The sequence below is a fragment of the Microbacterium sp. zg.Y909 genome (assembly GCF_024626565.1).
On sequence record NZ_JANJFJ010000292.1, the window covers coordinates 1 to 5,544 of the forward strand.

The window sequence follows — 5,544 nt, forward strand, 5'->3', positions numbered from 1 at the left end:
AGACCGCCGAGATCGGCGACGACGTGCTGCTCTACCACGGGGTCACGCTCGGCGGCCGGACGCGCAACGGGGGCAAGCGGCATCCCACCCTCGGGGATCGCGTGCTGGTGGGCGCCGGTGCGAAGGTGCTCGGTCCCGTCACGATCGGTGCGGGCACCGCCATCGGCGCGAACGCCGTGGTGACCAAGGACGCCCCGGCCGACAGCGTGCTGGTGGGGGTGCCCGCGAAGGCGCGCAAGCGCACCCCCGGCGAGGACACCCGCGCGCTGCTGATGGCGCCGGAGTACTTCATCTGACGCGAGCGCGCCTCAGCGCACCTCGATACCCAGCGCCCTGCCCGCCAGAGCGTGATCGCGCAGGTGCAGGATGACGGCGGCAGCCATCACCGTCAGCCCGGCGAGTTCGAGGGTCTCTTCGAAGGCGGCAAGCGTCCACACGACGGGGTCGTTCTCGCCGCGCCGAAGCGACTCGACCTCGGCACCGGCGGTGGCGCTCGCGATCTCGATGCCGATGGCACCTCCGAGGTACATCACCGCGGCGAGGATCATCAGCGCACGCGTGCGAGCGGGAAGACGCAGGACGAAGCCGATGACGAAGGGCGCGGCGACGAGCAGCACGATGCCGACGGGAATGACCCACGCGTACCAGAGCGGCCCGCCGGTGATGCCGAGCAGGTTGCGCGTGGCATACATCAGGCTCTCGTGCAGAGCGGCGCCCTCGTCGAGCGAAAGGAAGACGAACACCACGGCGAAGATCACCCACATGCGCCGCTCGCGTCGATCGGTCGTCGCCTGGGCGATCGCACCGAGCACCGCGCCGATGCCGAGGAGCAGCATCATGCTGAACCATGTCGGGATGCTGGTCTCGGAGTCCATGTCGAACGCGCCGACGACCCGCCCCTCATAGTTGAGCAGGCCGGGCCACGCCGCGCCGTGCACGGCGAAGTGCGCCAATGCCAAGGCCGCGGTGATCACGCCCAGCACCGCGATGACCGTGCGCGCCCGGATCGTCAGCCGCACCGGCGGGCGCTCCGCCGTGGCCCCTCCCGACGCGTCGGCGGCGTTGTCGTCGACAGGCATCGCCATTTCATCCCCCAGAAGTCCCCTGACGAGCCCCCGGTGAACAGCTTCTGTTCACCTTCTCGTCACCCTGGGACACCATAGCGCCACCGCGCGTCGCTGCGGCAACGCTCTGGTGTCCGTGGTCGACGCGCGTTGCCGCGTCGCTCGCCCTGGCGACGATCGGAGGCCGCTCCCTAGAAAGGTGCGGGTTCGTCGATGGCAGCGAGGGCCATGAACTCCAGCACCCGTCGGGGGATGTCGGTGTGGACCCTGCCGGTGGGGCTGGTCCATTCCAGGATGCCGTCGGCTTTCTGCACCACGCTCCACGCGGTGCCGTGCTTGACGGGGTGATGTCGTCCGGGACACAGGTTCGCGAGATTGGTCACGCAGGTCGGTCCGCCGAGGGCGGCGTCGTGGGTGTGATCGAGGTCGCAGTGTCGGGCCGGTCTTCGGCACCCGAGGAACCGGCAGTGCTCGTCGCGGGTGTCGAGGTGTCGTCGCATCTCTCGGCTGGGTCGGTACGTGAGCACCTGTTCCACGGCGCCGGTGGTCGGGGAGGTGAACAACCGCTCCCACAACTCCGCGGTCGCGGCGAGGTGCCGGGCGCTGTCGGGGTCGATGGGTCCGTACCCAACCAGTTCCGCCGGTTCGCTTCCGATCCCGATGAGTGTGTTCGCGGGGATGACGATCTGCACCTGCGCGACGATCGAGGCACCCTCCGGGATAGCGCCGATCTCGGTCGGGGCGGTGGCGTTTCCGGTGAGGAGCAGGTCGGTGAGCACGTCGGCGCGGATCTGGTCCATGGTGCGCCGGTCCGTCGCGAGGACGTCGGTGGCGGTGGGTGCCGTGGCACCTGCGCCTGCGCCTGCGTCCGCGTCAGCGTCGGTCGCGGCGGCTGCGGCGTGCGTTCCGGTGGCGTCGGTCGCGTCGGTGGCATCGGCACCGACGTCAGAGCCGCGTGCCGCGGCCGCGGCTGCGGCTGCCGCTTTCGCGGCGGCGGTGCGATGGGCGTCGGTGATCTCGCGGGCGTGCCGGTTCAGCCGGTCCCGGATCGAGTACGCGAGCACCGCCGGCAGCACCGCCGCCAGTTCCGCCATCCCGTCGTCGAGGTCCCGCACCCACACCCGCCGTCCCGCGGCCGCCTCGGCACACCGTTCCTGCAACGGCACCGGGTGCATCTTCTGCGCGATCACCGCGACGATCGGCTTCGCCCGCCCCGGGGTCTCCCGCTCGCACACCACCAGCGCCGCCTGCTCGAACCGGGCCCGCGTCTCGGGATCGGTGATGGCAGCGCCGGCGTCGCGGATGACCCGCACGTGCCCGGCGTCGATCCGACCGCCCCGCAACGCCGCGACGGTCGCGGCGAACCCACCCACCAGCACGGTCGCGTCGCGCATGCGGTCCTGCATGCCCCGGTCTGGGCGCCGCAGCGCGGCACCCACCTCCGCGGCGATCGCCCGGGCCGGCATCTCCCGCTCCCGCCGCTCACTGGACGGCACCCGGGCGGTCTGCTCAGCCGCGATCGCATCGGCGCGTGCTAGCAGCTGCAGTTCCTCCGCGTGCAGCGCCGCGATCCGCCGACGCGTGACCTCGAGCCCCGCGACCACCGCGCGCAGCGACCGGGTGTCGCTGCGGGAGTGTGTCGCGGAGGTGTTCATACCCGTAATTGTCCCGCGGACCACCGACATTGAGCCGCCTACAAACCCCCGGCCAACCCCGCATTATGCATACCTCGCGCTACGCCGACCCTGTGGAGGAGACGGCGCTCAACGCGCCTCCGCGGCACCCGGCACCGCATCACGCCCGGCGAGCGTCTCCCCGCACGTCCGCCCCGCGCCGGATGAACAGCTTCGGCAGCAGCACCGTCGCCATCGCCGTCACCACCCAGACGACGACGGGCGCGAGAGCCCACGCCAGGGCGTCGGCGATGCGCAGACCGCCGATGGGCAGCAGCACGACGATCAGCAGCGCCGCGAAGGTGGAGAGGAGCCCCACTCCCCCGAGCAGCGGCGGAGCGTGCCGCCGTGCGACCCGGGTGATCACGGGAGCGAGCACCGACTGCAGCACTGCGAAGATCACGATGCAGAGCACGAATCCCCACCAGTGGGACCACACGATGCGGAAACCCGGGACGATCAGGTCTGCCGCCACGAGACCGAGAGCCGCGGACCCCAAGAACACCGCCGCGCGCAGCAGCAACGTCGTCATGCGGCGACCCTAGTCCGCGAGCAGGACTGCTGCCAGACCCGGCACACGCGCAGCAGACCCCGCGCACCGAGGAACTGCCCCTCAGGACCCGAGCGCCGCCAGTCGCGCCTCTTCGTCGGCCGCGATCGCCGACTGCACGATCGGCTCGAGCGCGCCGTCCATCACCTGGTCGAGGTTGTACGCCTTGTAGCCGGTGCGATGATCGGCGATGCGGTTCTCGGGGAAGTTGTAGGTGCGGATGCGCTCCGAGCGGTCCATGCCACGGATCTGCGACTTGCGCGCATCGGAGGCCGCGGCATCCCGCTCCTCCTGCTGCTTCGCCAGCAGCCGCGCACGCAGCACGCGCATGCCGGCCTCGCGATTCTGCAGCTGCGACTTCTCGTTCTGCATCGACACGACGATCCCGGTGGGCACGTGCGTGATGCGCACCGCCGAGTCGGTGGTGTTCACCGACTGACCGCCGGGCCCCGACGAGCGGAACACGTCGATCTTCAGGTCGTTCGGCTCGATGTGCACTTCGTCGGGCTCGTCCACCTCGGGGAACACCAGCACGCCGGTGGTCGAGGTGTGGATGCGCCCCTGGGACTCCGTCGCCGGCACGCGCTGCACGCGGTGCACGCCGCCTTCGTACTTCAGGTGCGCCCACACCCCCTGCGCGGGGTCGCTCGACGAGCCCTTGATCGCGATCTGCACGTCCTTGTAGCCGCCGAGGTCGGACTCGTTGCGGTCCAGCACCTCGGTCTTCCACCCCTTGGATGCCGCGTACTGCACGTACATCCGCAGCAGGTCGGCGGCGAACAGCGCGCTTTCGGCGCCGCCCTCGCCCTGCTTGATCTCCATGATCACGTCGCGGGCGTCGTCGGGGTCGCGCGGGATGAGCAGCCGCCGCAGACGCTCCTGCGTGGCAGTGACCTGCTCCTCGAGAGCGGGGACCTCCTCGGCGAAGGCCTCATCGTCCTTGGCGAGCTCGCGCGCTGCCTCGAGGTCGTCCGCCGCCGCGACCCACGCGTCGTGGGCCGCGACGATGCGCGACAGCTCGGCGTAGCGCCGGTTCACCCGCTTGGCGCGGGCGGCGTCGGCGTGCACCGCGGGGTCGGAGAGTTCCTCCTGCACCGCGCGGTGCTCGTCGATCAGCCCGCGGACGGACTCGAACATGCCGGCGTCGGACACGGTCGACTCCCGCTCAGCGGATGCTGTTGTCGTTCGCGTGGCTGCTGCCGCCGGGGGCGGGCATCGACTTCTGCATCTGCACCAGGAACTCGACGTTCGACTGCGTCTCGCGCAGCTTTCCGAGCACGACCTCCAGGGCCTGCTGCGGGTCGAGCCCGGCGAGGGCGCGACGCAGCTTCCACGTGATCTTGACCTCGTCGGGCGACAGCAGCATCTCTTCGCGACGCGTGCTCGAGGCGTTGACGTCGACGGCCGGGAAGATGCGCTTGTCGGCGAGCTGACGGCTCAGGCGCAGCTCGCTGTTGCCGGTGCCCTTGAACTCCTCGAAGATGACGTCGTCCATCTTGGACCCGGTCTCGACCAGAGCCGTGGCGAGGATCGTGAGCGATCCGCCGTTCTCGATGTTGCGCGCAGCTCCGAAGAAGCGCTTCGGCGGGTACAGCGCCGAGGCGTCGACACCACCGGTCAGCACACGGCCCGAAGTCGGCGCCGAGACGTTGTAGGCCCGGCCCAGACGGGTGATCGAGTCCAGCAGCACAACCACGTCACGGCCCAGCTCCACGAGGCGCTTGGCACGCTCGATGGCGAGCTCGGCGACCGTGGTGTGGTCCTCGGCGGGACGGTCGAAGGTCGAGGCGATGACCTCGCCCTTGACGGTGCGCTGCATGTCGGTGACCTCTTCGGGCCGCTCGTCCACGAGCACGACCATCAGGTGCACCTCGGGGTTGTTCGTCGCGATCGCGTTGGCGATCTGCTGCAGCACGATGGTCTTGCCGGCCTTCGGGGGCGCGACGATGAGGCCGCGCTGACCCTTGCCGATGGGGGCGACCAGGTCGATGATCCGCTGTGTCAGCTTCTCGGGGGCCGTCTCGAGGCGCAGACGCTCCTGCGGGTACAGCGGCGTCAGCTTGCCGAACTCCACGCGCTCAGCGGCGTCGTCGACGGACAGGCCGTTGATCGAGTCGACCTTGACCAGCGCGTTGTACTTCTGGCGACCGGTCTGCTCGTTCTCGCGGGGCTGCTTGATGGCACCGACGACAGCGTCACCCTTGCGCAGGTGGTACTTCTTCACCTGGCCGAGCGAGACGTAGACGTCGCTGGTGCC

6 protein-coding genes are annotated in these 5,544 nt (G+C 70.3%); 1 reads left to right on the plus strand and 5 read right to left on the minus strand.

All coding sequences use genetic code 11. The features are described from left to right. The coding region (locus NQ160_RS17390; RefSeq protein ID WP_374113672.1) for a serine O-acetyltransferase at nucleotides 1-296 on the plus strand (296 nt) is incomplete at its 5' end. 12 nt (nucleotides 297-308) lie between these two features. On the opposite strand, the gene NQ160_RS17395 is transcribed toward NQ160_RS17390, so the two are convergent. The 5 genes from NQ160_RS17395 to rho form a co-directional block, all read right to left on the minus strand. Then, entirely contained in the window at nucleotides 309-1,079 is a 771-nt protein-coding gene (locus NQ160_RS17395) for a hypothetical protein (protein ID WP_257516408.1), read from the minus strand. A 176-nt stretch (nucleotides 1,080-1,255) separates the two neighbouring features. Beyond that, on the minus strand, nucleotides 1,256-2,719 hold the full coding sequence (locus tag NQ160_RS17400) for an HNH endonuclease signature motif containing protein (RefSeq protein ID WP_257516409.1): 1,464 nt from the start codon (nucleotides 2,717-2,719) through the stop codon (nucleotides 1,256-1,258). 139 nt (nucleotides 2,720-2,858) lie between these two features. After that, nucleotides 2,859-3,269, minus strand: coding sequence for a hypothetical protein (locus NQ160_RS17405; protein WP_257516410.1), 411 nt, complete (start codon nucleotides 3,267-3,269; stop codon nucleotides 2,859-2,861). Between the two features lie 81 nt (nucleotides 3,270-3,350). Further along, nucleotides 3,351-4,424: a peptide chain release factor 1 gene (prfA, locus tag NQ160_RS17410; protein ID WP_257516412.1), complete on the minus strand. Its 1,074-nt coding sequence runs from the start codon at nucleotides 4,422-4,424 to the stop codon at nucleotides 3,351-3,353. Nucleotides 4,425-4,452: 28 nt separating this feature from the next. After that, nucleotides 4,453-5,544: transcription termination factor Rho (gene rho, locus NQ160_RS17415; protein ID WP_257516411.1), on the minus strand; the 1,092-nt coding region annotated here is incomplete at its 5' end.

Coding starts and splice junctions, on each gene's coding strand:
- NQ160_RS17400 (WP_257516409.1), bottom strand. CDS start 2,719: ATGAACACCTCCGCGACACACTCCCGCAGCGACACCCGGTCGCTGCGC.
- prfA (WP_257516412.1), bottom strand. CDS start 4,424: ATGTTCGAGTCCGTCCGCGGGCTGATCGACGAGCACCGCGCGGTGCAG.
- NQ160_RS17395 (WP_257516408.1), bottom strand. CDS start 1,079: ATGCCTGTCGACGACAACGCCGCCGACGCGTCGGGAGGGGCCACGGCG.
- NQ160_RS17405 (WP_257516410.1), bottom strand. CDS start 3,269: ATGACGACGTTGCTGCTGCGCGCGGCGGTGTTCTTGGGGTCCGCGGCT.